16 protein-coding genes are annotated in these 26839 nt (G+C 41.3%); 12 read left to right on the forward strand and 4 right to left on the reverse strand.

Annotation, left to right across the window (positions count from 1 at the left end; all coding sequences use genetic code 11):
- Positions 1-12 precede the first annotated feature (12 nt).
- The 11 genes from GSQ84_RS19960 (at position 13) to GSQ84_RS20005 (ending at position 20623) form a co-directional block, all read left to right on the forward strand.
- On the forward strand, positions 13-1392 hold the full coding sequence (locus tag GSQ84_RS19960) for a RagB/SusD family nutrient uptake outer membrane protein (RefSeq protein WP_158799104.1): 1380 nt from the start codon (positions 13-15) through the stop codon (positions 1390-1392).
- Between the two features lie 89 nt (positions 1393-1481).
- On the forward strand, positions 1482-2414 hold the full coding sequence (locus GSQ84_RS19965) for an ABC transporter ATP-binding protein (RefSeq protein WP_158799105.1): 933 nt from the start codon (positions 1482-1484) through the stop codon (positions 2412-2414).
- Positions 2415-2426: 12 nt separating this feature from the next.
- Complete coding sequence (locus tag GSQ84_RS19970; RefSeq protein WP_158799106.1) at positions 2427-4802, forward strand: Gldg family protein; 2376 nt, start codon at positions 2427-2429, stop codon at positions 4800-4802.
- Positions 4803-4804: 2 nt separating this feature from the next.
- The gene (locus GSQ84_RS19975; protein ID WP_158799107.1) at positions 4805-6145 is read left to right on the forward strand and encodes a DNA mismatch repair protein; all 1341 of its coding nucleotides are present in this window, start codon (positions 4805-4807) and stop codon (positions 6143-6145) included.
- The gene (locus GSQ84_RS19980) at positions 6145-7500 is read left to right on the forward strand and encodes a DNA mismatch repair protein (RefSeq protein ID WP_158799108.1); all 1356 of its coding nucleotides are present in this window, start codon (positions 6145-6147) and stop codon (positions 7498-7500) included. Before GSQ84_RS19975 ends, GSQ84_RS19980 begins: the two co-directional genes overlap by 1 nt.
- Before the next feature lie 19 nt (positions 7501-7519).
- Positions 7520-10351 carry a pitrilysin family protein gene (locus GSQ84_RS19985; RefSeq protein ID WP_158799109.1) on the forward strand — a complete coding sequence of 944 codons (2832 nt, stop codon included), beginning with the start codon at positions 7520-7522 and terminating at the stop codon, positions 10349-10351.
- A gap of 294 nt (positions 10352-10645) precedes the next feature.
- Positions 10646-10960, forward strand: coding sequence for a DUF6660 family protein (locus GSQ84_RS28465; RefSeq protein ID WP_371416407.1), 315 nt, complete (start codon positions 10646-10648; stop codon positions 10958-10960).
- A 74-nt stretch (positions 10961-11034) separates the two neighbouring features.
- Positions 11035-15411, forward strand: coding sequence for a CusA/CzcA family heavy metal efflux RND transporter (locus GSQ84_RS19990; RefSeq protein ID WP_158799110.1), 4377 nt, complete (start codon positions 11035-11037; stop codon positions 15409-15411).
- A 1-nt stretch (position 15412) separates the two neighbouring features.
- On the forward strand, positions 15413-16618 hold the full coding sequence (locus GSQ84_RS19995) for an efflux RND transporter periplasmic adaptor subunit (RefSeq protein ID WP_158799111.1): 1206 nt from the start codon (positions 15413-15415) through the stop codon (positions 16616-16618).
- A 271-nt stretch (positions 16619-16889) separates the two neighbouring features.
- Entirely contained in the window at positions 16890-17336 is a 447-nt protein-coding gene (locus GSQ84_RS20000; RefSeq protein WP_158799112.1) for a DinB family protein, read from the forward strand.
- Between the two features lie 221 nt (positions 17337-17557).
- Positions 17558-20623 carry a beta-L-arabinofuranosidase domain-containing protein gene (locus GSQ84_RS20005; protein WP_158799113.1) on the forward strand — a complete coding sequence of 1022 codons (3066 nt, stop codon included), beginning with the start codon at positions 17558-17560 and terminating at the stop codon, positions 20621-20623.
- A gap of 226 nt (positions 20624-20849) precedes the next feature.
- On the opposite strand, the gene GSQ84_RS20010 is transcribed toward GSQ84_RS20005, so the two are convergent.
- Together GSQ84_RS20010 and GSQ84_RS20015 are read right to left on the reverse strand one after the other, a co-directional pair.
- Positions 20850-22568, reverse strand: coding sequence for a GMC oxidoreductase (locus GSQ84_RS20010; protein WP_158799114.1), 1719 nt, complete (start codon positions 22566-22568; stop codon positions 20850-20852).
- A gap of 9 nt (positions 22569-22577) precedes the next feature.
- Positions 22578-23108: a gluconate 2-dehydrogenase subunit 3 family protein gene (locus GSQ84_RS20015; RefSeq protein ID WP_158799115.1), complete on the reverse strand. Its 531-nt coding sequence runs from the start codon at positions 23106-23108 to the stop codon at positions 22578-22580.
- A 186-nt stretch (positions 23109-23294) separates the two neighbouring features.
- Between GSQ84_RS20015 and GSQ84_RS20020 the strand changes: the two genes are divergently transcribed.
- Positions 23295-23585: a YciI family protein gene (locus GSQ84_RS20020; RefSeq protein ID WP_158799116.1), complete on the forward strand. Its 291-nt coding sequence runs from the start codon at positions 23295-23297 to the stop codon at positions 23583-23585.
- Here GSQ84_RS20020 and GSQ84_RS20025 read toward each other — a convergent pair.
- Both GSQ84_RS20025 and GSQ84_RS20030 read right to left on the reverse strand, forming a co-directional pair.
- Positions 23582-23923: a hypothetical protein gene (locus GSQ84_RS20025; protein WP_158799117.1), complete on the reverse strand. Its 342-nt coding sequence runs from the start codon at positions 23921-23923 to the stop codon at positions 23582-23584. The two genes, GSQ84_RS20020 and GSQ84_RS20025, sit on opposite strands and share 4 nt — an antisense overlap.
- Before the next feature lie 184 nt (positions 23924-24107).
- Positions 24108-26675: an ATP-binding protein gene (locus GSQ84_RS20030; RefSeq protein WP_158799118.1), complete on the reverse strand. Its 2568-nt coding sequence runs from the start codon at positions 26673-26675 to the stop codon at positions 24108-24110.
- Positions 26676-26839: the final 164 nt, after the last annotated feature.

Below are 26839 nucleotides of genomic sequence, written 5' to 3' on the forward strand. Positions count from 1 at the left end.
ACGATTATCATCATGAAAAATCTATTTACTATTCATCATAAAATGCTGGCCGGTGGTTTGTTAATTGCCATCAGCACACTTTTTTCCTGCAAAAAATTAATTGAAATACCGGCTAATCCACCATCGCAAATTACCAGGGCAGAACAATTTAAAGATAGTACAACAACCATTTCTGCCGTTGTTGGTGTATATACTTATGCTGGCGGGCAGGGTTTTGGTTATAACGATGCGAATTTTACCCTGAGCACATCGCTTTCTGCTCATGAAATTTCCCCTGGTGTGAAGGATCAGGCAGAATTTTACAGCTTTACTTTAAATCAGCTCAATAGCCAGGTAGTTGCTTTATGGCAATCACCTTTTCAGGGAATGTACCAGATAAATGATGTACTCAATGGCATAACCAATAACGCTAATTTGTCACCTTCATTTGTCAAACAGATTACAGGAGAAATGGAAGTTACCCGTGCTTTTTATTATTTTAACCTGGTTAATTTGTTTGGCGGGGTACCTTTAGTAACTTCTATTAATTATAAGGCGACTGCTAACTTACCCCGGGCTTCTTCGGCTGCTGTTTATACCCAGATATTGACAGACCTTAATGATGCCGTTAAAAAATTACCGGCCAGCTATTCTTCGGATGGAAGGGCCCGTCCAAACCTGTATGCAGCACAAGCCTTGCTTGCTAAAGTTCATTTATATCAGGGCAAATGGCAGGCGGCTTATAATGAAGCCGATTCGATCATCAGATCGGGTAATTATAGTTTAAATTCCGACCTCAACAGTGTATTTCTTGATGGAAGTAATGAGGCCATTTGGCAATTGCCAAATTCAAATACCTTTCAGGGAACTGCAGAAGCAGGAGCTTTTATACCTAATGACAGTTCCGAGGCACCTACTTATATAATCACAGACTCTTTATTAAATCAATTTGAACCAGGAGACAAACGCCTTCAAACATGGATCAATACAGTGAACATAAATGGACAGAATTTATCTTACCCTTATAAATATAAGGATAAAGTACCAACTACTCCTGCTACGGATTATATGATATTCAGGTTAGGGGAAATTTATCTGATCCGTGCCGAAGCTGCCGCAGAACTTAATAATTTGGGTGTCGCTTTGGCGGATGTGAATACTATACGTGCCAGAGCGGGTTTAGGTCCTATTACCAATAATACAACTTCTCAGGCGGCTGTCCTGGCAGCCATTGCCAGGGAAAGGCGAACAGAACTGTGTTTTGAATGGGGCAACAGGTGGTTTGATTTGATCAGGACCGGAAAAGCTGGAGCTTTTTTACCTGGCTATCAGGGTTATGATGCTATGTACCCTCTGCCACAGGCGCAATTAATATTAAACAGTACGCTGGTACAAAATCCGGGCTATAATTAAGTAATAAATTCCTGAATTAAACACCTCGATCAAGTCGGGGGATATCATTGATATTCCCCCGGTGGCTATTTTATTTCAAAAAATTAAATATGGAAAATTCAATTTTGACTATCAAGAACTTATCGCACCGATATAGTAGCAGCTGGGCCATTCGAGACATAAACCTGGACATAAACAGGACCGGGATACTGGGACTGCTTGGTTCAAACGGCGCGGGTAAATCTACCACCATGAATATCATGTGTGGTGTTTTGAATCAAACAGAAGGTACTATTCTGATTGACGGTATTGATATCCGTAAAAACCCCGAGCTGGCTAAAAGGCAAATCGGCTTCCTTCCACAGCACGCACCATTATACCTGGACCTGACGGTAGATGAATACCTCACTTACACCGCCGAACTACGCAAAATGGCTAGCAGGAGTGTTAAGACTGCCGTGGAGGAGGCAAAAGATCGTTGCGGCATATCACATTTCGGCAGCAGGCTGATCAAAAATTTGTCGGGCGGTTACCGCCAGCGGGTAGGGATTGCGCAGGCCATCATCCATAAACCAAAACTGGTAGTCATGGATGAGCCAACAAATGGGCTCGATCCAAACCAGATTACGGAAGTGCGGATGCTGATCAAAGACATCGCCGTAGAACATGCCGTTATTTTTTCATCACATATTTTATCTGAAGTGCAGATGTTATGCAAAGAGATAAAAATGATAGCCGATGGTAAAATTGTTTTTTCCGATACGATGGATGCCTTTAATAATTACGTAGAACCACATAGTGTGCTGATGCAAATGGAAAACCCGCCATCAGCAACCGAAATATTGAAGATATCCGGCGTAGAGAAAGTGGAATTTTTAACGGAACGGCAAGCCCGTGTATATTTTACCGGCGACCGGGAAATTACAGAGCGGCTGATAGCCGCAAGCGTGCATAACGATTGGCATTTGAGAGAGATTAATCTTGATAAAACAGCCCTTGATGAAATTTTTAAGCAGTTATCTACAAAATCAAAGCAATCCTAATCCTTCACTGTAATGAAATTAATTTTAAAAATAGCAATAGCGGAACTTCGCAACTTGTTCTATTCTCCTATAGCCTGGTTTTTAACCATTGCTTTTATGGTCGAATGCGCAGTTTCTTACACCAAATTGATAAACCAATTCGCGATCAGACAAGAAATGGGCGGTATGGGTTTGCAGTACATGAAGCAATTGACAGCTAGTGTATTCACCAGTCCTTCGGGATTATTTGAAGGAATCATGCAAAACCTCTATTTGTACATTCCATTGTTAACTATGGGCCTTATCAGCCGGGAAATCAATGGCAGCACCATTAGCCTGCTGTATTCTTCTCCGGTAAAAATCAGGGAAATTGTTTTCGGCAAATACTTGGCTATGATGTTATACAGCCTTATCCTGTTAGCAGTAATTGGCATTTTTATCATAGCCGGTATTTTTGATATCAAGTTTGCAGATTGGGGAATGCTTTTGGCAGCCGCATTTGGTTTTTACCTGTTATTATGCGCTTATTCGTCTATCGGGCTTTTTATGTCCAGTTTAACGAGTTACCAGATAGTGGCTGCGCTAAGCACCTTTGTAATGATCGGTATCCTAAGTTATATCGGCAGCTTATGGCAGGGCATCGGCTTTGTCAGGGACCTTACTTATATCCTGTCCCTTTCCGGCCGTACCCATCGCATGCTGGGCGGGTTGATTACTACTAATGATGTGGTTTATTTTATAGTGATTAACTATATATTCCTGGGATTAACCATATACAAATTACAATCCGGGCGTGAAACGAAACCATGGTTTATCCCTGCCGGACGCTATATTGCTATTATTGTTTCCGCTTTAGTGATCAGTTATGTTACTTCCCGTCCGGGGCTTATTGGTTACTGGGATACTACCGTAAATCAAAGCAATACACTTACCCCAAATGCACAGAAAATCATTAAGGAACTGGGGGATGACCAATTAGAGGTTACAGCTTATAGTAATTTTTTGGATGATAAATCTTATGTCGGGTTACCTGATCAACGCAACAATTATTTAAAAAGATGGGAACCTTATTTGCGGTTTAAGCCGGGTATAAAATTTCATTATGTGAATTACTATGATATGCCATTAGCTTTAGCTTACAATATTTTTGATGGGTACAAAGGCAAAACAATAAAGCAAATCGCAGAACAGAGGGCCAATGGAAGTGACCTGGATATGTCTATCCTGGAAACACCAGAACAGATCAAAAAAGAAATTGACCTGAAGCCTGAGATGAACAGGTTTGTAATGAAACTAACCTACAAAGGGAGGTCTACATTTTTAAGGGTTTTCAATGACCAGCAGGTTTGGCCTGGTGAAACCGAAGTTTCAGCGGCCTTTAAACGACTTTTACAAGCTGATATGCCTGTAATAGGTTTTGTAACAGGTGATGGGGAACGCGAAAACGGTAAAAAAGGGGACAGGGAATACAAAACAATAACCACCGACAAAACATTCCGCAACGCATTGATCAACCAGGGCTTTAACATTGATTTGCTTTCATTAAACAGTCAGGACATTCCAGACAATTTAGCAGAGTTAGTAATTGCCGACCCACAAATTGAATTGAGCGCAGCAGCATTACAAAAAATTAAGGCTTATGCTGCTAAAGGCGGCAACTTATTGATTGCCGGAGAGCCGGGCAGGCAGCAGATATTAAACCCATTGCTCAAAACATTTGGCGTGCAGCTGATGAATGGTATGCTTGAACAGTCCAGTGTGGATTATTCGCCTACATTGGTGCTGGCGCAGTTAACAAAATCTCCCATTGGTTTTTCAAAAATATTGGACAACATGTCACTGGATACTTTGCCTGTTTCTATGAATGGTGTGGCCGGCATAATTGCACACGATACCAGTGGATTTCATGCGCAACCATTGTTGGTCACCAAAGCAGGAGCTGTGACTAATACCATGAGGCGTAATCCTGATCTGGATATTGTTAATAGGAAAGAAGGGGCCCGCCCTAATGGAGGTTATCCCCATACTGTCGCAATTAATGGTGCAAAGTTACAACCTGAACAAAACAATACTCCTAAGGAAATATTTAGCACTGCATTAGCTTTAACGCGGCAAATTAATGGTAAGGAACAACGCATCATTATTAGCGGGGATGCTGACTTTATAAGCAATTCAGAATTAAACAGGTTTGAACCCCAGGTAGTCAACTTTTATTTAAGTACCGCTTTATTCAGCTGGTTAGATTATGGCAAGTATCCTGTAGACACCCTGCGCCCGGAGGCTAAAGACAATTCGGTAACGGCAAGTACCAGCCACATGGCTTTCTTAAAGATTATCTATATATACGTTATACCCGGCCTCATCCTCATTTTCGGTTCCATCTTTTTAATCCGCCGTAAAAGGAAATAAGTATGTTATTTACAACAGACAAACAAACGCAGGAAGACCTGAATATCTATGGCAAACAGGGAACGGATTCTATCCTTTCCCTGTTCAACCGTACCTCAACAGTTAACGGATCCAGGCTGTTAGAAGAACTGTTCCAGTATCCGCTTTCGGATGCGGAGGTTATAAATGCGCGCATTGAAAAGATCAGCTACCTGAAAAATGTAAAAGCCCGGTTCCCCTTTAGCTCCGAACTGTTTGACCAGGCAGAGCAATATTTGGCGAATAACGACGAAAGGACGAAGCTGGAAACAGAAAAACCATCTCTGGAAAAAATGCTGACCAATCTGGTTGCCCCAAATGCCGATTATAAGCAGATAGTTAACGGGGTTAGCGCTTTAACTGAAATTATTCAGCAGTTACACACCCTGATAAAGGATAGCCTGCTGTTAACAGAGAGCCCTTTTATAAGAGATGAAGGGACTACCAAAATCTTCGCAATTTTAAACACAGTACCTATAAGTTTACTGTTAAAGGAAAACACAAAGCATAAGCTGCCCCATGAGAAACTAGCCGCCTACGATTTAACGCTGAGGTTTCAGTACCGGGAAACCGTTCAGCAGTTACTGAAGTACATTTATCAATTAGATGTTTATATAACCGTTGCCAGGGTAGCCACCGAACGTAATTTTGTTTTCCCAAAGGCCCTGCCCAAAGAAGAGCATGTCATCAAAATAGAAGGATTTTACCATCCGCAACTAAAGAATGCGTTAGCCAATACCATCCACATTAGCCCTGATAGTAACGTGGTCTTTTTAACAGGGGCAAATATGGCTGGTAAGTCCACATTTATGAAATCGCTGGGGATAACGATGTACCTGGCGCATATGGGCTTCCCTGTAGCTGCCGGGCGGATGCAATTCTCAGTGCTGGACGGCATCTTTACAACGATCAATTTGCCGGATAACCTGGGCATAGGCGCCAGCCACTTTTTTGCAGAGGTATTACGTTTAAAGAAGATTGCCAAAGAACTGAGCACCGGCAGGAACATCTTTGTAATTTTTGATGAACTGTTCAGAGGTACCAATGTTAAAGATGCCCATGAAGCTACAATAGCCATTACCACAGCATTTGCAAAAAAGCGCAGCAGCGTATTTGTTATCTCCACACATATCATAGAGGCGGGAGAGGTACTTAAGGAATTGGATAATATCAGTTTTAAATACCTGCCCACCAGGATGAAAGGGGTCACGCCAGAATATACTTACACCCTGGAAGACGGAATAACCGACGACCGGCACGGGATGATCATCATCAAAAATGAAGGCATTCTGGAACTTTTAAAAAACAAGAAAGGAGACAACTGATGAGTTTTATAGTCGATAAACAAACACTGGAAGACCTGAACGTGCTGGGCAAGTACAAGCAGCAATCGATCTTCAGCCTGTTCAACAAGGTAAAGACAGCAGGAGGGGAACAACTGCTCCAAACGATGTTCCAGTTCCCGCTTACTGATCCTGAAACCATCAATAAACGTAGTCATATTTTTAAATATTTTCATAGCAATCCAATCGTCTTCCCGTTTGGCAGTGAACAGTTCGATGTCATGGAGAACTACCTCAGTGGCACTGGCGAAAAAAATTACGCGGCAACGCTGCTCAGCCTGACCAGGAAAAAAATACAGGCCGCCATAGTGCGGGATGAAGACTATGCAAATCTCCAAAGCGGCTTACAGCTCACCATAGCTTTATTGAATAACTGCAAAACCTTCATTAACAGGTTGGTACAAGATGGTGAAAAAGCAAAACAATCTCATCCGTTTTACGATGAACTGTTGACCGTAAAAAACATGTTGAATGACCGCAAACTGGATTGGCTAAAAGGAGAACAAACGAGTGCTACTCCATTGACGTTGCAGAAATTTGCCCGGTACCACCATCTGTTAAGACATACGATGAAATCCGCCTTAAAAACCGTGGTGGAGATATTTTACCAGCTGGATGTATATATAACCATTGCTGATATAGCCAAAATAAAGGGCTTCAGTTATGCAATAGCTTTGCCAAAAGAGGACAACTGCTTCCTGGCAAGTGGATTAAGGCATCCGAATATCGACAAGGCGGTAACTAATCCGGTATCCTTTAACCAGCATAGTAATATGATCTTTTTAACGGGAGCGAACATGGCCGGCAAGTCTACATTTATGAAAACCTTTGGGGTTAACGTTTACCTGGCCCATATGGGTTTCCCGGTTGCGGCAAATGATATGAAGTTTTCTGTAAAACAGGGAATTTACTCTTCTATTAACGTGCCGGATAGTCTGGAAATGGGTTATAGTCATTTTTATGCGGAGGTATTAAGGGTAAAGAAGGTAGCGGAAGAAGTAAGTATGGGTAAAGATCTGGTGATCATATTTGATGAATTGTTTAAGGGTACCAATGTAAAAGATGCTTATGATGCCACACTGGCAATAACGGCAGCTTTCAGCGAATACCGCAATTGTTTGTTTATTATCTCTACACATATCATAGAAGCTGGGGAAGCACTAAGACACCATAACAATCTCCAGGCACTTTATCTCCCTACCATCATGAACGGTACAATCCCCACCTATACTTATCAATTGCAGCCGGGCATTTCAAGCGACCGCCATGGCATGATGATCATTGAAAATGAGGGGATACTGGAAATGCTTGAAAAAGATAACGATCTGATAAACTAATCAATTATAAAATCAATATATGCAATTTAGATTTTACGCAGTACGCAGATTGCCTGCACTGCTATGTATTTCCCTTATCTCCTTTAGCGCAGTTGCACAGCAAGATAAGGCAAAAGCATTAAAAAAAGAGGAGGCTTTGGCCCTAGATCCGGCAGTACGCACGGGCAAATTATCCAATGGCTTTACGTATTACATCAGGCATAATGAAGAGCCTAAAAACAGGGTAATGATGTATCTGGTAAATAAAGTTGGGTCGGTGCTGGAAGACGAAGACCAACGGGGCCTGGCTCATTTTATGGAACATATGAGCTTTAACGGTACTAAACATTTCCCCCATAATGAGCTGGTAGATTATTTGCAAAAAGCAGGTGTACGTTTTGGCGCAGATATCAACGCTTATACCAGTTTTGATGAAACGGTTTATGAACTGCCAATCCCTTCAGACAAACCCGACTTATTAAAAGGGGGACTGGAGATTATGCGCGACTGGGCAAATGGGGCCCTGTTAGATCCAGTTGAGATAGATAAGGAACGAGGCGTGGTTTTAGAAGAAGAACGCCTTGGTAAAGGTGCGGAAGAAAGGATGCAGCGGCAAACCTGGCCTGTGATCCTTAATAACTCGAGGTATGCGTCACGCATCCCAATTGGTGTGGATACCGTACTGAATAATTTCAAACGCCCGGCGATTGCACGTTTTTATAACGATTGGTACAGGCCAGATTTGCAGGCAATAATTGTTGTTGGAGATATTGACGTCATTCAGGCAGAAGCGGCAATAAAACAGCAGTTTGTTAGTTTGAAGAACCCATTGCATGAAAAAGTACGTACCAAGTATGCAGTGCCCCTAACCGGAAAGAATCAGTTTATAGCGGTAACTGATAAGGAAATGACCTCAACGGAAGTGCAAATTGTGATCAAACATCTGGCCCCCGGATTAAAAACAGCCGCTGATTATCGCACTGCTTTGATTCAGGGGGTTTTTAATCAAATGTTACAGGGAAGATATGCAGAATTACAGAGACAAGCCGATGCGCCCTTTATTTCAGGTAGTGCAGGTATTTCTGGTTTTATGGGCGGTGTTGATAGTTATAATGTTGATTTAAGAGCCAAACCCGGTGAACTGGAAAAAGGTTTGAAGGCCGTTTGGCGGGAAACAGAAAGATTAAAACGTTTTGGTTTTACTGCAACAGAACTGGAACGGGCCAAAGTATCCTATTTGAATGTTATGGAAAATAGCCTGAAGGAAAAAAATAAAACCAACTCTGCCAGTTATGTAAATGAGTACCAGGCTTACTTTTTAAAAGGCGAGGCTGCGCCTGGAATTGAAAAGGAATACCAACTGGTTAAAAATGACCTGCCTGGAATTACCCTCAACGATGTGAATAGCCTGGCGGCGATGGTTATTACCAATACTAACCGTGATATATTAATCCTGGCTCCGGAAAAGGATAAAATAGGCCTCCCTAATGAAGCGACCGTAAACGGATGGCTTGACGAAGTAAACGCAGAAATGCTTGCACCTTATAAAGATGAGATCAACGAAAAGCCGTTATTAAATGCCTTGCCTGTTCCCGGTAAAATTAAAAGCGAAAAGCTGGATGCTGAACTTAATATTACAACCATTACCTTAAGTAACGGGGTGAAAGTGTTATTAAAACCAACCAACTTTAAAAATAACCAGGTTATTTTTAATGGATTTGCATCGGGAGGGACTTCATTACATCCTGATGCTGATTACCAGTCGGCAGCCAGTGCGGCCGGTATCATTTCATCAGGGGGGCTGGGTAATTATAACACCCGGGAACTAAGCAAATACCTGGAAGGAAAACAATTAGGCGTAACGCCATTCATCAGCGAGCGCTTTGAAGGGATAAACGGTGGTTCAACTACGGGCGACCTGGAAACGGCTATGCAAATGATCTATGGTTATTTCACCGAACCCCGTAAGGATACCACTATTTTTCAGGGAATTATGGCACGCTCCAAAGCAAGTTTAGCCAATCGGAGCAGCGACCCTAATAGCGTATACAGCGATACTGCAACAGCCGTTTTAGCAAATTACAATATTCGCAGAACCGGGCCAAGTTTACAAAAGCTGGAGCAGGTGAACCTGGATAAGGCATTCCAGATCTATAAAGAGCGTTTTGCCGATGCAGGTAACTTTACGTTCACTTTTGTGGGTAATATTGATCTGAATACCATCAAACCTCTTCTCGAAAAATATCTGGGTTCCTTACCATCAACTGGTCGGCATGAACAGGCAAAAGACCTGAATATTCATGCGCCTGCGGGTAAGATTGAAAAAACTGTTTACAAAGGCAACGAGCCTAAAGCCGAAGTTACCCTGGTTTTTGCCGGGAAATATGATTACAGCCCGGGTAATAATTTGAAGATGGATGCTTTAAAGGAAACACTGGAAATACGACTTTTGGAGCGTTTACGTGAGGATGAAGGTGGTGTATATAGCCCGGGTGTACAGGAAAACACCACCATATTCCCGCAACAACGGTATAGTTTTTTGATTCATTTTGGCTGTGCACCTCAAAACGTAGAGAAATTAATCGCCTCAACTTTGAATGAAATTGAAAAACTAAGAACTGATGGGCCGCTACAAACAAATATTGACAAATGGCGGGCAGAGGAAAAAAACAGCTTTGAACCGCAGTTAAAAAACAATAATTTTTGGCTAAGCTATTTGAGCGGACAGTTGCAGAATGATCAGAATTTAAACGACGTCAATAACTACAATACTTTACTGGATTCAGTAAAACCAGTTGATGTAAAAATAATGGCTAAAAAATATTTAAGTGGCGAAAATTATATCAGGCTGGTATTACTTCCGGAAAAGTGAGATCGATAACCAACCTTAAGAAGTTATAATGCGGCATATAAAGTAATTAAGAATTTAGGTAAATAGTTAATAGTGAAAGCGTAGTTGGTGGATGCCGCTACGCTTCTTTTGTTTTATTTGAGCGCCATAGATAACGCATTTTCAATATGAATTTGAGTGGTATCGAAAAGCAGGGTGTTGCAATTCAACGGAGCGGATAACGTAAGTTCTGTACATCCAGGTATAACATCATTTCAAAAAAATGTCAATTTTGATATTGAATAATCTTAATTTGTTTTCATTAGCTTTGCCGTAATGAAATACCTTGCGTTATTGATAAGTATATATTTTACCATACTGGCTGTTTTACCTTGCCAGGATAGGGAAGATATGTCTGTCAATGTGGTTCAGGTTACGTTTCAAAAACCACAATCCACTGATCAGGCTCACAGTCAGGAAAGTTGCCCACCGTTTTGTAATTGCAGCTGTTGCTCAGCTGCCAGGCAATTGGTAGCAGAATCATCTTTGGTTTTTTTTACGCACGTTACCGTTTTCTCCTATCCGGAATATGCCATTCCCGCAACTCAAAAACAAGTCATTGCCATCTGGCAGCCCCCTCAATTTAGTTAATATTCAGATTCAATTGTAAACAATCCTTGTGTGATCACAATCGGTTGTAAATCTTCTATTAACCTAATTTTTTTATGTTTGATAAAATTATCTCGTTCTCTATCGCGAACAAGGTAACTATCGGAATGATGACCCTGTTGCTGATACTCGCGGGGATATATTCTGCTTATCATCTCCCTGTAGATGCACAGCCCGATATTACCAATAACCAGGTACAGATCATTACACAAGCACCCAGTCTGGGTGCGCAGGAGGTAGAGCAGTTTATTACAGCTCCCATAGAATTATCCATGGCAAACATTGCCGGCATTATTGAAAAACGGTCAATTTCCCGATCCGGAATTTCAGTGATTACCATTGTTTTTAAAGATAATGTAGATATATACTGGGCAAGGGCACAGGTCAACGCCCAGCTGAAAGAAGCTGAAAACAGTATTCCGGATGGTTTAGGTGAACCTATGCTGGCCCCAATCACTACCGGTCTGGGCGAAATATACCAGTATGTTATCCATACAAAAAAAGGTTACGAAAAGAAGTATAGTGCTATGGATTTACGCACTATCCAAGATTGGCTGGTAAGAAATCAGCTGGCAGGAACTGTTGGTGTTGCAGAAGTAAGCGGATGGGGCGGTTATGTAAAGCAGTACGAGGTTGCTTTAGATAACGACAGGCTGAATGCGCTGGGTTTAACCATTCCTGAAATCTATGAAGCGCTGAAAAAAAACAATGAAAATACGGGTGGCTCTTATATTGAACAGCAAAATAACGCCTATTTTATCCGGGGCCTTGGGCAGGTTCAAAATCTTGATGATATCAGAAAAATCGTGGTTAAAAATATAAAGGGTTCGCCAATTCTTATCCGGGATGTGGCAGATGTTCAATTTGGAAACGCAACCCGATATGGTGCGGTAACCCGTAACGGAGAAGGTGAAGTTGTTGCCGGGGTTACGTTAATGCTTAAAGGTGAGAATTTTAGCCAGGTGATTCAAAATGTAAAGGAGCGAATGGTTCAGGTGCAGAAATCGCTCCCGGAAGGTGTTGTAATTGAACCTTTTATTGACCGTACTGAACTCGTTGGACGTGCAATTGATACGGTTAAACGCAACCTGCTGGAAGGTGCACTTATTGTGATATTCGTATTGGTGCTGCTCCTGGGTAATCTTCGTGCTGGTTTGGTAGTGGCCTCTGTTATCCCTCTGGCCATGTTATTTGCCTTTTCCATGATGCGGCTGTTTGGTGTATCCGGAAATTTGATGAGCCTGGGGGCAATTGACTTTGGGTTAATTATTGATGGCGCTGTCATCATTGTAGAGAGTGTTGTCCATCATATTACAACAGGCCGTTATCAACAAGAAGGAGTAGAAAAACTTAGTGCTGAACAAATGGACGTGGAAGTACGGGATAGTGCCGGCAAACTGATGAAATCTGCAGCGTTTGGACAGATCATTATCCTCATTGTTTATCTTCCCTTATTATCTCTGGTTGGTATAGAAGGAAAAATGTTCAGGCCAATGGCCGAAACCGTAGCGTTTGCCATATTAGGCGCCTTTATTCTTTCACTCACCTATGTACCTATGGTTAGTGCCTTGTTTTTAAGCAGGCAGACTGCTCCTAAAAGAAATATTTCAGATCGTATCATTGAATTTTTGCAGCGAATTTACAAATGGGCATTGATACATATTTTGAAAGTAAAAGTGTTGACGGTAACTGTTGTTTTTTTACTATTTGGTATTTCTATCTGGGCATTTAGCAGGATGGGCGGTGAATTTATCCCCACACTCGAAGAAGGGGATTTAACGGTTGAAATATCTATGATGCAGGGTACTTCGCTATCCGAAGTTGTCAAAACATTTGGAAAGGCCGAAAAATTACTAAAAGATCAATTTCCTGAGATTAAACAAGCGGTTACCCGCATTGGAAGTTCAGAAATCCCCACCGATCCGATGCCGATGGAGAGGGGCGATATGATGCTTGCCATGAAGCCGAAAGGGGAATGGAAAACGGCAAAGACCAGGGCAGAAATGATGGCGAAAATGGAAAACACACTTTCTGTTATCCCAGGTATAAATGTAGATATATCACAGCCTATGCAAATGCGGTTTAATGAACTGATGACCGGTATCCGCCAGGATGTGGCGATAAAAATCTATGGCGACGACCTGGATATCCTTGCCATGCAGGCAGAAAAATTAGCAAAACTTTTAACACCCGTAAAGGGAGTGAGTGAACCTTATATCGAAAAGGTAAGCGGCCTTCCACAAATTCAGGTCGTTTATAACAGGGATAAAATGGCCCAATATGGCTTAAATATCAGTGAGGTGAACATGATATTAAAAACTGCATTTGCCGGAAACGTAGCGGGTGTTGTTTTTGAAGGGGAAAAACGCTTTGACCTGGTACTCCGTTTAAACCGTAACCTAAGGGAAAATATATCCGGAGTTGAAAATTTACTGATCCCCCTGCCATCAGGAAATAAAGTTCCTTTAAGTCAGGTCGCTGATATTGGTTTTAAAGATGCACCAGCACAGGTTTCCAGAGAAGACGGAAGACGACGGATATATGTTGGCTTTAATGTAACGGGCAGAGACGTAGAAACTACCGTAAAAGAAATACAGGGTATTCTGGATAAAAAATTCCATTTGCCCAGCGGGTATTATTTAACTTATGGCGGGCAGTTTCAAAACCTGCAGGCTGCAAAAGGAAGATTGGCTTTTGCGGTACCAGCTGCCTTATTATTTATTCTTTTGCTTTTATACGTAACGTTTCGTTCCGTCAAAGAAAGCCTGCTGATTTTTACAGCGGTGCCTCTTGCTTCAATGGGAGGAATTGCAGCGCTGATCATTACAGGTATGCCATTCAGCATATCAGCCGGTGTCGGTTTCATTGCACTATTTGGGGTTGCCGTTCTAAACGGCATTGTGTTGATCGGTTACTTTAACCAGCTGAAGGACGAAGGAGTAGAAAATATTTATGACCGGGTATTGCAAGGCACCCAGACAAGGCTGCGGCCGGTACTCATGACTGCATCAGTTGCTTCCTTAGGATTTCTTCCCATGGCGCTTTCTTCCAGTGCGGGTGCCGAAGTACAAAGGCCTCTGGCCACTGTGGTGATTGGCGGTTTGCTTACTGCAACCTTTTTAACGCTTTTTGTGTTGCCATGTCTATATCTGTTGTTTAACCGTAAAGAAGTCAGGGAAATCAAATTGCCCAAAGCACTGATCATGTTATTAACGGTATGCAGTTTAGTTTTACTCACCCAAAACTCCGTTTATGCGCAAAACAAACAGCCATTAACGTTGGATAGTGCGATTGCAAAAGCCATCAGTAATAACTTGCAAATTCGTTCATCCCTGTTATCAGTTGAACAAGCCAGGGCTTTGCAGAAATCTGGAACAGATTTAGCTAAAACCGAGTTCCTGGTTACACAAGATCCCACCAGTGGTGGTAATATGGATAACTCTATTGGTATTACCCAGAATATAGCTTGGCCGGGATTATATAAAAATCAGCGTAAGCTGCTCAATCAGCAAGCCACTCTGGCTGATAAATCAAGTAATATTACCCGTTCAGAGATTGTCCGCCAGGTAAGAAGTGCCTGGTATGCTTATCTGCTAAACCGGGAGATGCTGTATATACTGAATTATCAGGACAGCATCTACAGTGGATTCGTTAAAAAAGCCCAGGTTAGATTTAAAACCGGGGAAACATCACGCCTGGAGCTAATCATTGCCAATAATCAATACCTGCAGGTACAAACCTTGAAAGTTGGCGTACAAATGGATTTGGTTAGTAATGAACTGGTGTTACAGCAATTGCTGAATACAACAGAGCCGCTCACCATTGGGAGAGATAAACGACAAATTACTATGGCTGTTCTTTTAGACTCAATTCGTGTATCCAATAATCCGCAGGTAAACCTGAATAGGCAAAATATTGAGGTGGCTAAAGCACGTATTGCTGTAGAAAAATCCAAAGGACTTCCTGATTTTACTTTAGGGTACAATCAGCAGCTTGTTGTTTCCGGTTTTAATCCGGCAAACATTAATCGAAATTATTCGCAGGGCACCCGCATAGCAGGCATACAGGTAGGGGTAGCCCTGCCGATATTCTATGGGGCTAACCGTTCCAGAATTAAGTCTGAGCAACTGGCCGCACAAATAGCGCAAACCAACTTTGAAGTTACAAAGTCACAGGTAAAACTGCAATACGCACAAGAGTTACAAATCTATCAGAAATACAAACAATCGGTAGATTATTATGCAGGGGGAGGACTACAACAGGCAGACGAACAATTGCGGATAGCGCAGGTTTCATTTAACCTGGGTGAGATCGGTTACATAGAATATATACAAAATGTGTCAGCAGCTGTACAGATCAAGCTTTCTTATATAGAGGCGGTTAGCCGGTTAAATCAGTCTGCTATTCAAATTCAATTTATTAAAGGAGAATAAAATGCAAATTATAAAATACAAAGCAATTGCCCTCATTTTGTGTGTGGCAATGATGGTTTCCTGCTCTGGGAACAAAACTAAAAACGAAACGGGGCAGGAAGAAAAACCAGCGGTAACAGATAAAAAAAAGAGTGGTTTTATTACGCTTACCCGGCAACAAATGCAATCGGTAGGTATAGACACCGGACAGATTGAACAAAAAAATCTTGATGCCGTAGTTAAGGCAAACGGACAACTTGCTGTACCCCCTCAGAATAAAGCCGATGTGAGCATCCTATCAGGGGGCATTATTGGCCATATCAACGTATTAGAAGGACAGCAAGTTAGCCGGGGCCAGGTTTTGGCTATGATCAATAACCAGGACCTGATAAAAATTCAGCAGGACTATCTAACTGCAAAAAACAATTTTGCTTACGTGGAGGCAGAATATGACCGGCAGACACAACTAAAAGCGGCAGGTGCAGGTACAGGAAAATCTTTTCAGTCGTCGCAGGCAACCTATCATGCCGAACGTTCAAGATTGACAGCTTATGAAAGCCAGCTTTTACAATTGGGTATATCACCAAATAAAATCTCCACTGGTCATGTGGTCTCACAATTCCCTGTTCTTTCACCAATCAATGGAACTGTTGGCCAAATTCGCATCAATACAGGTGCTTTCGTGCAACCGGGAACATCGATTATGGAGGTAGTGGATAATTCTAAGATACACTGCGACCTCACTGTTTTTGAAAAGGACCTGATGCAGGTAAAAGTAGGACAGAAGGTGAACTTTCAGCTTACTAATCAGGATAACCAGTTGATTACAGGTCAGATCAATGGAATTAACAAATCATTTGAAAATGAAAGTAAAGGTGTGATTGTTCATGCTGTAATCAACAATTCCAGGCATCATAACCTCATTCCAGGCATGTACGTTACTGCTTTAATTAGCACAGGAAGCCATTTAACATCAGCTGTTCCTATTGATGCTGTAGTCCGCTCGCAGGGGAAACAGTTTATTTTTGTGGCAGCTATAGATGAAAAGGGTGCTGGGCTTAATCAATCGGTCAATTTCAAAAAGATAGAGGTGACTACTGGTGTTACGGCGCTGGGTTATATTGAAATTAAACCATTGATAAAACTACCTGTCGGGGTAAAAATAGCTAATAAAGGTGCTTTCTATTTGGAATCCAAATTGTCTGGCAGTGCGGAAGAAGAGGATTAATAAAAAATATCTATATTTCATGTGTTGTTTGTCTGGATGACAGTTGCGCTTTGGGGCGATGGCCAGCCATTACGTATATCTAATTATCTCACCGGAGAAATTGATACCAAGTTTTTACGCATTGGAAAAACTATGACATGTCGCTATATTTGCGTAACAGCTGGAACCATATGAAGGGTGATCTTGACGGTAAGGTGATGGTAGCGTAGATAATCGGAAAAGAATTTTTAGAAAAAAGGTACCAGCTGTGGTTGGAAAAACATCAAACAAAATGATCTTAGAAACACTAATAATACTATTTACAAGGGATTTACAACGGCTATATAAAGAGATCGATTCATACAACGATGAAAGTAACATCTGGAAAATTGATGGAGGAATTTCCAACTCAGCGGGTAATCTTTGCCTGCATTTAGTTGGAAATCTAAACACGTACATCGGAAGGGAACTTGGAAAAATCGAATATGTAAGAAACAGGGAACTTGAATTCTCGATAAAGGATGTCCCAAAATCTGAATTATTGGAAAAAATTGATGAAACAATTTCAATTGTTAGTAGTTCACTCAGTAAGCTGACCCGGGAAGAATTAGACAAAGAATATCCGATAATGATCTTTGATACCATGACATCAACGGAGTATCTATTGGTACATTTAACCACTCATCTAACTTATCATCTGGGACAGATAAATTACCACAGAAGATTATTGGATCAATAAGCTATTCTTGGTACCTATTATTTTTTTGCTTACATCTAGGAATAAATGAATCCATTTGTAAGCGGTCTTATCGTTTAGACTGACGGGGCCTTAACTGTAAATGTTTTTGAATAGCATACCTGTTAATATCGTGTGGTTATTAGGTAAAATAGATATATAGAAGCAAGCGAATCCTTCTTAGTTTTATAGCCATTAATAAACCATAAACTATCCCTCAAAATATGAAGATATATATAGTATTCTTGCGTTTTACCCTGTTTGTTGGTGTTTTTACCAGTGTTTTGAGCACCGCTAAGGCACAAAACGGAGACCAGATATTGGATGGGATTGGTGAAACTGGAATGATTGCACGTTATGTGTTTAATGGGGATGTTAAAGACTGGTCACGCAATAACCTGCACGGCAAATTCGAGGGTAACGAAGTTAAATTTGTTACCGATGAACGGTTTGGGAAAGTTTTGTCGCTCTCCGGAGGTAGCGGCGCTTTTGTTACGCTACCGGGAGACGCATTAACAGATCTGGAATCCCTGAGTATATCGGGATGGATATACCTGCGTTCTAACCAGCCTGGCCAGCGCTTTTTTGATTTTGGAAGTGATGCCGCCAAACATTTTTTTGCAGCCCCGGTTGGAACAAAATCCCAGCAAGGCTTTCAGACATTGATTACAGCAGTAAAGGACAATACTAATGGAGTAGTTTCTCCTGCTATAGTATTAAATAAGTGGGTTCACCTGGTTATAGTGATAGACATTCCTTCAAAATCTATGATTATCTATGTTGATGGTAAACGTATGGGTGAAGCCAGGAATATTCCAGGGGAGTTAACAGGAGTATTAGATCAGCAGGAGGGAGAAAAAAAGCTGCTTTATATCGGAAAGTCGCTAACACCTGGAGATCCTAATCTCAATGCCCTGATACATGATTTTAGAATCTACCGTGTTCCCCTGAATAACGCTCAGGTGGCCGGAATTTTTAATAACGCCCAAAGTGGCACGGCTACAAGTAAGGTACATGTTGGTAAACGTGAAGATGATCTGCAACATTTTTCACCAACAGACGCAGAGCTTTATAATAAATATTTAGTTCACGTAGCTGATGTAAACGTAGAAACAGCATTGGGAGATTTGCCACGGTTACCAAGTTATGTGCAGGGAACTTACAAGAATGACATGAAGGGTCCCCTTGTACGTGTGCTTTGGCCTTTACCTACCAATAACACTACTGTTCTTAAAGCCGGAAGTTATACCATTACGGGGCGTATTCCAGGAACGGATTTTCAACCAAAGGCATTTGTCACGGTAAAAAATTCAAAAAAATCAAGTACGCCAGTGATCAGGCTGGCAGCGTTTGATTTGAACCACGTTTCTCTGGAAACCGATGCTGATGGCCATGAAACGAAGTTTATCGAAAACCGCGATAAGTTTCTAAAAACATTGGCTCAAACAGATCCCAATTCCTTTCTTTATATGTTCCGCGATGCTTTTGGCCAGAAACAACCTGCGGGCGCTAAACCTTTGGGGGTTTGGGACAGCGAGGATACCAAATTAAGGGGGCATGCCACAGGTCATTATCTTACAGCAATTGCGCAAGCTTATGCCAGCACAGGATACGATAAGGCACTTCAGGCCAATTTCTCTGCAAAAATGGAGTATATGGTAAACACATTATACGATTTATCAGAATTGTCAGGAAAGCCGGTAAAAGCAGGCGGTACATATGTATCTGATCCAACGGCTGTTCCACATGGCCCCGGGAAATCAGATTTTGATTCAGATTTGAGTGCCGAGGGTATCCGTACCGATTATCAGAATTGGGGGAAAGGGTTCATCAGCGCTTATCCTCCTGATCAGTTTATCATGTTAGAAAACGGTGCCAAGTATGGTGGACAGAAGAACCAGGTTTGGGCACCTTATTATACTTTACATAAAATATTAGCAGGCCTGATAGAGGTGTATGATGTGACCGGTAATAAAAAAGCGCTTGCAATAGCTACCAACATGAGTGACTGGGTATATGCCCGATTAAGCAAGTTACCCCAGGAAACGCTGATAAAGATGTGGAATACCTATATAGCCGGTGAGTTTGGTGGTATGAACGAATCCATGGCCCGTCTGTACAAGATTACTGGCGATCAGAAGTACCTGAAAACAGCACAATTATTTGATAATATCAAAGTATTTTATGGCGATACAGCACATTCAAGCGGACTGGCCAAAAATGTTGATATTTTCCGCGGCCTGCATGCCAATCAACATATACCTCAAATTGTTGGAAGTATCGAAATGTACAATGTTGGCCATAACCCGGATTATTACAAAGTGGCCGATAACTTCTGGTATAAGATGACCAATGACTACATGTACAGCATTGGGGGAGTGGCAGGTGCACGTAATCCTGCCAATGCAGAATGTTTTGTGAATCAGCCGGCAACATTGTATGAAAACGGTTTTTCTGAAGGAGGGCAGAACGAAACCTGTGCCACTTATAATATGTTGAAGTTGACCGGCAACCTGTTTCTCTTTGATCAGCGTGCAGAGTTAATGGATTATTACGAGCGTGCGTTGTACAATGATATTCTGGCTTCAGTAGCCGAGAATACTCCTGCTAACACTTATCATATATCACTCAGAGCAGGGGCAGCCAAACAATTTGGTAATCCTAATATGACGGGCTTTACCTGTTGCAACGGTACAGCACTGGAGAGTAGCACCAAACTGCAAAACTCAATTTATTTTAAAAGTAAGGATAACCAGGCGCTTTATGTGAACCTGTACATACCCTCTAAAGTAGAATGGACAGAACGCCAGGTAACGGTAGAGCAGACAACAGATTATCCAAAGGAAGATCATACCCGTTTAACAATTAAAGGGAATGGGAAATTTGATCTTAATGTGCGTGTACCAGGCTGGGCTACCAAAGGATTTTTTGTACAGATTAATGGTAAGGAACAAAAAGTGGATGCTAAGCCTGGTAGTTACCTGAAAATAAGCCGCAAATGGAAAGATGGTGATACTGTAGAATTGAAGATGCCCTTCCAGTTTCATTTGGATCCGGTAATGGATCAGCAGAACATAGCCAGTTTGTTTTACGGACCGATATTGCTGGCAGCTCAGGAGCCTGAAGCAAGAAAAGACTGGCGTAAAGTAACCCTGAATGCTGAAAATATAGGTAAGTCAATTGAAGGTGATCCTAAGCAATTACAGTTTAAGATTGACGATGTCGTTTTTAAGCCATTTTATGAGTCTTACGGGCGGTATTCAGTTTACCTTGATGTTACGTTAAACTAGTTTTCAAAGGTATCTAATATCATAAAATAGTTGTTCTATAATCAATTGGAGCGTCCTGGAGCAAAATCTCATCTGGTCTATTAAGTCTCAAAGCTATAATCACCGCAAAGCGCTGTTAATGTTTAATGAACCGCCGTATGCCGAACGGCACGTGTGGTGATATGAGTATTAAGGTAAACAATTAATGATTACCTTAATACTTGATTGTGCCTTTTCAGTGGAATAATTAAGCTATTTCGCCTTTGCTCATTGCACTAACCGCATAATCAACCGCCCTGGCGGTTAAGGCCATGTAGGTAAGGGAAGGGTTTTGCGTAGAGGTTGAAGTCATGCAGGCTCCATCGGTTACAAATACATTAGGGCAGGTATGCAGCTGGTTCCATTTATTTAAAATTGATGTTTTTGGATCGTGACCCATTCTTGCACCGCCCATTTCGTGGATATCCAGTCCTGGCGACTGCCCTTCAATATTAGGTTTGATATTTTTAAAGCCAGCTTCGGTAAACATTTCTGTGAGCTGCTCTATATAATCCTTTTTCATCAGGGCATCATTTTCATCATAATCTACAGAGATATTGAGCTGAGGAATGCCCCAGTCGTCCTTTTTTTCGCTGCTCAGGCTCACAAAATTGCTTTCTTTAGGAATGGTTTCCCCCATCATATGAGAGCCTACTTCCCATGGGCCCAGCGGGGCATGGAGCAGGCTGTTTTTGAGTCCGGGGCCTACACCATCAGTATTGCTTTCTGAATATCTGCCTGCGCTAAACCCTGCGGCATATCCTCTTTTAAAGTTCGTTTCCTGTTTAAATACATTTCTGAACCTCGGTATATAACCGCCTCCTGCAGGATTTCTGCCATCTGTGGTAAACTGTTTTAATCCATCATATTCTGCACTTATACGGGCACTGTAATTGTGAAAAGCTACATATTTGCCTAATACCCCGTTGTCATTTCCCAAACCATGAGGAAACCTTTTAGAAGTGGAGTTTAATAAAATCAAATTCGTGTTTAAAGCACCGGCATTGATAAAAACAACCTTTGCATAATATTCTGTAGTGACTTTAGTATGGGCATCAACTACCCTTACGCCGGTGACTTTGCCTTTAGCATCATCATAGATGACCGATTCTACCACTGAAAATGGTTTCAGGGTTAAGTGGCCTGTTTTAGCCGCCCATGGCAGGGTAGAGGCATTGCTGCTAAAGTATCCGCCAAAAGGGCATCCTCTCTGGCAAAGTATCCTGTTCTGGCATTTTGCGCGGCCCTGATCCAGGTGAATCTGATTAGGTTTTGACAGGTGTGCACATCTTGCGCTGATCACATGTCGGTTGTTATATTTACTTTTAATTACTCCCTTGAAATAATCTTCGGCAGCATTCAACGGAAAAGCGGGAAGAAATTCACCGTCGGGCAGCTCGCTTAGTCCATCCCTGTTACCTGAGATCCCTGCAAACTTTTCTGCATAACTATACCAGGGTGCTATATCTTTATAACGGATAGGCCAGTCTACGGCAAAATCATCCCTTGCCGGTCCTTCAAAATCGAAGTCGCTCCAACGCTGTGTCTGCCTGGCCCAGAGTAACGACTTTCCACCTACCTGATAACCCCTGATCCAGTCGAAGGGTTTTTCCTGTACATAAGGATGTTCTTTATCTTTTACCATAAAATGCATGGCATCTTCCCTAAAGGCATAACACCTGCTTACAATTGGGTTTTCCTTTTTAATAGCCAGTTCTACTTCGCCCTTATGGGCAAATTCATAGGGGTACATATTGGTTGTAGGATAGTCTTTGATATGCTGTACATCACGGCCTCTTTCCAGCACCAATGTTTTTAATCCCTTTTCTGTAAATTCTTTTGCAGCCCAGCCTCCGCTTATTCCGGATCCTATAATAATAGCATCAAAAGTATTGGCCTTGGCCGCATCTATATTAATGTTTGACATGTTTTCTAATTAAGCGGTTTTAGCAGGGAAATAACCGTTATAGCGGCCGGGAACCAATTCCCATTTCACCAGATTGGTCATTACATACTGTGAATTCAGGTAACCTTTAATGGTCCGCTGTTTCATTATCGTATAAAAAGCGGCCAGTTCGGGAGATATTTTTTTATTGTTTTCCAGTTCCGTTAAGATTGATTGGCGCTGAAGAACAGATAGCTTGTTAAACGATTTAGTTGTTTTATCGTAAACATGATCATTAAACTGTTCTATACCGGCTATGAACTTTTTCTGGTCGGTTTCTTCGTAACAATCGTCCAGCATTTTGAGAACATAAAGGTGAACATTCAATTCCCTGGCACCAGGTGTGTCTGTTTTGGGGATCATTGTTTCAGCAACTTCAGCCAGCAGGTTTTCCTGATCCAGATTTATGCTGATCCGCTTCAGCAGGATAGTAGATTTTCCCGCTTCCTTTAAACAGGAGGGGAGCAAAGCTAGCCCGCCAGCCATAATCAGCACTTGTTTAATGACTAATCGTCTTTCCATACATTAATTCGGTATTCCCTAATATAAGTTTTTTTTTGGCTTTATTTATAGCATTGCTGATACAAAAGGAATTGCAGAAATCATTTTTGGCATCATTCATGCTTTGTAACAAATATCTATCTTATGAAAAACTGAAAGGGAAGTATCTTAAAAGACGCTTCCTTTTCTTTTCACCGCGAATTTTTTATGTTCATTATCAATCTTACGTACATCGTGCCACTGGATGAGCTTGATCAGCATATGACAGCGCATGTTAAATATTTGAAGAAGTACTACAAAAAGAATGTGTTTTTGGCGTCGGGGCGTAAGGTTCCAAGGACAGGAGGCATTATACTGGCACTGGCCAATACTACAGCAGAAGTAGAAAAGATCATTCAGGAAGATCCATTTTACCGGTATGAATTAGCTGAATTTGATATTACTGAGTTTTTAACTTCCCAGTATCATCCTGAGCTTGAAGTATTGTTAAAAAATTAGTCATACATATTTTCAATAGCACCACTAATAAATTCTTCTATTAAAGTCATCATTTCCTGTACCTGTGAATACCTTCCAATACGGTAAAGTTCTTGCACTACATCGCTAAAATCATGTCTGAACTGGCTGATTTCATCATTAATTACTTTCTGCACATTTCCGGCTTCTAAGATTTCCCTTTCAATAATTTCCTGATGACCAATCCAGCACATAGTCTTTGAGCGGTGCTCGTCGTTTGCAATATCCCTTTCGTCGTACTTCGCATCGGCTAAGAAGCAAACTATACCTTTTAATGTAGGTTTATCAATGTGTTTTACAGCAATAGTATACTCGTCCATAAGCTTTTAAAGTAGATTTGGTTAACGAGACTTACGGGATAGTGTTAGGAGTGGTTTTCAAAGAAGCAGATTACTTTTCTTTCACCAATTCGGCGCTGATCTCTTCAAGTATTTTATTCAAAATGTCAATAATTATTCCTAAATGATTGCTTACCTGAGCATATTTGGCGAATGAATTTATATTTTAGTTAAGCGGCAGGTTAAAATAAAAAGTAGAGCCTTTTCCTATTTCACTGGTCACTGCAATATTTCCGTGGTGGCGCTCTATGATTTCAGCACTTAGGTACAAGCCTATCCCAAAGCCCGAAATATGTTGAGTTTGGTTGCCTTCTACACGATAAAACCGGTCAAACAACTTCTCCAGATCATGCGGGTTGATGCCCATTCCATAATCTTTAACACTAAACCGTACCTGCTTTTCTTTTACTTCACAGATAACTTCTATATCTTTTGCCTGTGGGGAGTACTTGACGGCATTGCTCAGCAGGTTAGAGATCACAGAGCCTATTTTATCACGATCTGCAAAAATCTCCACGTGTGCAGATTTGACGATTGTGATTTGATGCGTAGGAGTAGTAAGCTGTGTTTCTTCTACCAGTTCTTCGATGAGTTTATCGAAGAAAAAACGTTCTTTCTGCAAGTGTATTTTACCAGATTCAAGGCGTGATATATTTAAAAAGCCATTGATCATGGAAGTCATCTTTTTAATCTGTGAAGTCACTTTTTCCAGGGCACTGATGTTAAATCTGTCTTCCGATTTTTGTGCTTTCTGAAGCAATATCTGCGTATAGCCATTCAATGATGTTAAAGGGGTTTTCAGCTCGTGGCTTACCATTCCAATAAAATCATTTTTGCGCAGCTCATCTTCTTTTTGTTCGGTGATATCCATAACTACGCCCGAAAAATGGTTGAAGCTGCCATCGCTTTCTAAATCGAATTTACCTAGAGCTTTTACCCAGCGTAAGTTTTCTTCACCGGCGGCCAGGATAGGAAATTCGATATTGTAACTGGAATCACTTGAATTATTTGATCCTATAGCCCTGATCACTTCATAACGGTGCGATTCGGGAATATGCGATACAGCCTGCTCATAGGATAAATCGGCCTCTGTTTCATAACCGAACAATTTTTTAAGCTGTGCAGATACAAAAAATTCCCTGGTTTTATGATTGAGGTGCCAGGTACCTACATTGGCTGCTTCTACGGAGAAACGAAGCATTTCTTCTGTTCTTTGCAGCTGTGTTCTGGAAAGCAATTTCTCTGTTACGTCTACCGCTACAACCATAATGGTAGTTGTTATATCCTGCTCATCCTGTATAGGTTGAAAGATAAAATCGTAGTAACCGGTTTTTAATTCGCCATTATGTTCAAACACAGTTTTAGCCTCATTGCCAAAATAGGGTTTCCCTGTAATAAAGGTTTCATCAAGGAGCTTTAAATAGGGCTGGTCTTCAAATTCGGGAAGGGCTTCTGCATATGTTTTACCAATAATATCGGTTGATTTGCCAAATATGTCCAGCATCATATCATTAACAGATTCTACGATCAGTTCCCTGCCATTTAAAATGCAGATCGCTACCGGGGCTTGCTGAACCAGGAAGCGGAAGCGGGCTTCACTTTTGGCTACTTTATTGATGGTCTTCAGCAGGCTTTCCCTGGTTTGCGACAGATCTTCATTAATGGTGATCAGCTCTTCATTATTTGCTGCCATTTCCTCATTTAAGGTTGACAGTTCATCATTCATGTCGAGCAATTTAGATTCGCTTTCTTCCAGTTTTTTCCTGGATTCTACTTTGTCTGTCACATCAATAACAGTAGCTAATACCGCTGTTCTTTTTCCGCTATAATCAGTTAAAGGCTGATAATAGTAGTCTACAAAAAAACGCTTTGGCCCAATATCTTCCTTATTAAATATTACAGGTGTTTCCCTGTTAGCGATGGCATTTCCCGTTTCAAGAACCTGTTTCCATTGTCCGGGAAAAGGCTGGCTCCTTAATTCAGGGAATACCGTTAACATTGGTTTCCCAATTACTTCCTCTTTTGTTTTATTCCAGAAGGAGAGGATGGACTGGTTGGTGAGTTCTATCACCTGATTTGAACCACGTAGTACCACAACAGGGGCAGGCATCTGGTTTAAAATTTCCTCCAGCTGTTTTTCACTTTCTGCAAGATCTCTCACACGGTCGGCTACACGTTGTTCCAGTTCATTATTAAGATCCATCAGGCTTTGCTGCATATTGAGCATTTCTTCATTGATAGAATTTAGCTCTTCATTGGCAGCCATCAGTTCCTCGTTTAATGCCTGTTCAGTTTCTAAAGCATCAAAAGTATTTCTTGCCTGTGCCAGGGTTTGATGATTAAGATTGCGCTCAGTTACATCTGTAGCGGTATGCAAAATGCATTTTACCTTTCCACTGTCGTTTTTAACCGCGCGATAGATAAAATCATAATAAAAGGTTTTCAGGTTTCCATCGATCATAAGGTTTGCCGGGGTATTTACATTTTGATAAGTAATACCTGTATTCCATACATTTTTGAGAATATCTATAAAAGGCTGTCCTTCTAATTCGGGAAGGGCTTCTATCAGTGGGATGCCAATCACATTTTTATCCCTTCCCCATATGTTAAGCATGGCATGATTTGCCAGTTGGATAATCAGCTGTTCAGATGTGTAAACAGCTGTAGCATTAGGGGATAAGGTTAAGATTTCCAGCAACTCCTGGTCGGTGAAAATCTGATATTGATTGTTCATTTAAAAATCTCAGTAATATGATCAATAACGATCTCTCATTTGCAACGTGAAAACTCATCTTGTTATTGTGACGATAAAGTTAGTAAATCTTATTTTACTCTTCTGATTTAAAGCATAACAATCAACGTTTAAGGTATATGATTAATTTAACGTGAAATATGTCT

Source organism: Pedobacter sp. L105 (genome assembly GCF_009765875.1).
Taxonomy (GTDB): domain Bacteria; phylum Bacteroidota; class Bacteroidia; order Sphingobacteriales; family Sphingobacteriaceae; genus Pedobacter.